The organism is Streptococcus sanguinis (genome assembly GCF_020729765.1).
Classification (GTDB): Bacteria; Bacillota; Bacilli; order Lactobacillales; family Streptococcaceae; genus Streptococcus; species Streptococcus sanguinis_Q.
In genome coordinates this window covers 1-3425 of sequence record NZ_JAJEPD010000063.1, presented here as the reverse complement: position 1 = coordinate 3425, position 3425 = coordinate 1, and the positions used below count along the sequence as shown (strand labels likewise).

The following is a 3425-nucleotide window of genomic DNA, read 5'->3' as shown; positions in this document are numbered from 1 at the left end:
TATCTAATGCTGCTTTGTATTCATATTTCAAAATGAAATTTTTATAGGTTCGCTGTAATAAATTATTTTTGAACTTCTCCCCTTTTTCAATACCCAACTGACGATTATCTTCATAGTCTGAGGCTTGTTTTTCCAAAAAATATTTAAAGGTAGCAGTTTCAAACCAGGGAGCTCCTTGGTTTGATTGATTTGTCTTCTCACTTCTTGGAGAATTCACCCGAGCAAGCCTTGTATGGTAATCCTTGACAAAATTGATAGCATACATAGCAGCCTGACACTGGGGAGTTCCACTCGTCACATTTAAAATATAATCTCCATGTGACATATCCTCTTCATCAAGGATTTCTTCCACGAATTTATACATTGTGTCGAACTCATGAACTCCTTCTTTTACATATTTATTCTGTATCACATAAACTTTTTTACCATCGTAAACAGCTTGAACAGCTGCTTCAAAGTTTTCCTGTTTTACCTTCATTTCATCACTATATATCACAATAATTTTGTCAGGTAATTCATTTTTTATAATAAAAAGAGCAGCACCATCTGATATCTTTAATCCATAGTCATCTTTTTCATAATTTTCAACTGAATCTAAAGTTAATTCCTGTCCGAATTCAGGTCTAAATCTTTTTTTACGACCATCTGCATCATCTTGTTTTGTATCCACAAATTCTACACCAATCGGATCATACTGACTGATAAATGTAATCAACGTCTTCATCTTGTAGCTACCTCCGTAATCGTAAAACAGGTTTTACCCATTTCATAGAAATTCTCTGCATTATTAATTAATTCTATTTCACCGTCAACGGTTAAAAAAGGCGCCTTTGTCAATTTTAGAGCTCCTCGTTCAGACATTTTCTTATGTCGTTTTTGAACTTCGCCATCCGCTTGCCTAAATACTGTTTTGGTCCAAGCACCGCTACCACCACCTAGATAGAGGGGATAGGATAGATTGTTTTGAATTAAATGATTAGGAAATTTTTTTAGAAAGAAATCTTTATATCCTTCATAGCCTTCATCTTCTGTCACTCCAAAGTAAAATTTTTGTGCATATTCTCCAAGAGAAGAAATGAGCTCACCAGCTCTTCCACCTTCTAAACCTAAAGCGGTAATGATTTCAAATTCCATCTTAGTTCCAGGCCTCAGAGCTTCACGATAGATACTCAGTGAATGCGGCTTTGTATCATCTGGAGTAAAATCCCACTTTTGAACAAGAATTAAATCATCATTTGTCAGAGGCTGACTGTCTGAGACACGAATTTCATTAAAAATATCATCAAAAGGTTTTATCTTTTCATGTCTCTGTCGTCTAGTTGGTCCCCATGGAATCGCTTTCTTATTTTCAACGATTTTGCCTTTTTTATTTTCYTGCTTAAAATCAGTTGAATGCCAATGCGTATTCATCAAAATAGTGCGAATAGCACCTTTAAGAGAGCTGCCAGGGACATAAGGGTTACCGTAACAATCTCTCATAAAYTGATGAACGCCATTTATTTCTCCTGGATCTGTCGTTTCCTGATTTCTAGGTACATTCTCTCCTTTAGGCTTTTCAAGTCCTGTTGCTTTAAGTCTATAGCCCCCAAAATTGCGTTTTGTTATGCCATGCTCAGCAAGAAAATCACTTATTCGATTGGTTTTATTATCCGAATCAATTAACAACTTTTGGAATTTTTCATCAATACCTCGTTTGATAAGTTCGTCATAAAGCAGAGTCATATCTGGAAAATAATATTCATCCCCTTCAAGAATATACTCACGAGCAGTATGAAGCTGACCACTCCCGATATGCACTGGTCCCAAGGTCCACAGAGTCAGCTTGAATTTTCTATATTTTGTCTTCATTTGGATTCCTCCAATATATAGAATAAGGGTTTAGCATAATGCCAGACTGAATGAGGAAACTCATCACTTGGCTTGACATCGCAGATTTGCCCATTATAAGTTTTGGAAAAGGTTGAACCTGCCTTAAAAGTGTAAAGATTCTGCTTGCGATAATTAGACTCCGTCTCCTCACTAAATGCAAAGCCACTTGACTTTTTCAGTAAGTATCTTCCCTCATTCATTGCGACTTTCAATTCACTATCTACCGGTAAAGAAGTCGTCAAAGCCATTACTTTCCCTGTATATTTAACAGTTAATCTTTTAAAAAAATCAAGAGGCTGTTGAACAGTTTTATCCAGAGTAAAACCACCGTAACCACTGCTGCGCTTTCCTCCGATACCACTAAACTGAAGACTTTCCAATAAACGATCCAACAAATCAGATTGATTGGCGATGAAATACAGACTGCTTTTGTCAAAGTGAACTGAAGCAACTTGATAAAGATTTCCATCTTGGAAGGGCTGGTTTTTTGTGTTAATTGATTTTGTAGCCAGAGATTCACCAACTATACTATTTCCAGATAGAAAGCAGTCAAAATCCCCCAGCTTAATAAAAGCTAATTTTTTTGCTTTTTTTGCTTCTTCCCGCTGTTTGATAATATCTTCATTTCGGTTGACTTTATCCAACAATGGATAGCCGATTGGCTTAGGGAGATAAGGGGCTCCCATATAGGGGAAAGCATCAGTCAATACAAACTCATCCTGTCGAGATAAATTCTCAAACTCATCTAAGACCCCCGCCTTGATAGCTCCAAGCACTAAGGCAGAGTAAAGACGAGCTGCAGTGAAAGTCATGACCGAATCATCCAAATGACCTTCTCCAAAATGAGCAGACTTAAAATCTAATTTATAGAGTTGATAGGCCATAGCAGACCTCCTTACTTAATTTCTGAATCTGGGCTCTCTGTACTTCCTCCACCATCGGACTCATCATTAGTAAATGGTTTCAGGGCTTTTTTAATCCTATACTCATCAAATTCACCAAAGACAGTCTTAACCTCAAAGTTTTTAAAACACACTTTACCATAGCCACGACTGCCAGAACCGCCTATGTAATCCCATTCCAACAATTCAAAACCAGCTTTGAGAATTTCCATATCCTTTTCGACCTCAGTGAGTTCTTTCTCCTGAATAGAATAGATAATCTCAAAAGCAAATTCACTTTCACGAATAGCTCGCTCAACTTGTCGAGGAGTTGCTTCAGCTGTAATGCGATTGATTGTATTTTCAAACTTAACTTCTGTGTAAGTAGATACTCTTTTACCTAGCTCTTCTTTGTTGTTTAGAAAGGCATCTCGAAAAACCAAGCGGCCAATTTTATAAGTTTCTGAATTTCCGAAGAGACGGCTAATTTCCAAACTATCTTTACTTAACTTCTCTGTTGTGTTGCTATTATAGTCTGTCCGATAAAGTAAGCTGCGCATTTTTCCTTTTAAAGTAGATCCAGGAATATAGGGAAGATTCGTAAGGGGATCTTTGATAATAGGATTATTGGTAGCACCAATAGCTGCGAAGGCATTACTGGTACCAATATGAAGT

4 protein-coding genes are annotated in these 3425 nt (G+C 37.0%); all 4 read right to left on the bottom strand.

Annotation, left to right across the window (positions count from 1 at the left end):
• Nucleotides 1-724: CARF domain-containing protein (locus K4H96_RS08870; protein WP_408642971.1), on the bottom strand; the 724-nt coding region annotated here is incomplete at its 3' end.
• A complete protein-coding gene (gene csm5, locus K4H96_RS08865) occupies nucleotides 721-1848 on the bottom strand; it encodes a type III-A CRISPR-associated RAMP protein Csm5 (protein WP_223336917.1) in 1128 nt (375 codons plus the stop codon). The genes K4H96_RS08870 and csm5, both read right to left, overlap by 4 nt.
• A complete protein-coding gene (gene csm4 / locus K4H96_RS08860; protein WP_223336918.1) occupies nucleotides 1845-2753 on the bottom strand; it encodes a type III-A CRISPR-associated RAMP protein Csm4 in 909 nt (302 codons plus the stop codon). Before csm4 ends, csm5 begins: the two co-directional genes overlap by 4 nt.
• Nucleotides 2754-2764: 11 nt before the next feature.
• On the bottom strand, nucleotides 2765-3425 hold a 661-nt coding region (gene csm3 / locus K4H96_RS08855), incomplete at its 5' end, for a type III-A CRISPR-associated RAMP protein Csm3 (RefSeq protein ID WP_227956474.1).

What these genes read in the sequence shown, in the direction of transcription:
- csm4 (WP_223336918.1), bottom strand. Translation starts at nt 2,753, where the DNA reads ATGGCCTATCAACTCTATAAATTAGATTTTAAGTCTGCTCATTTTGGA.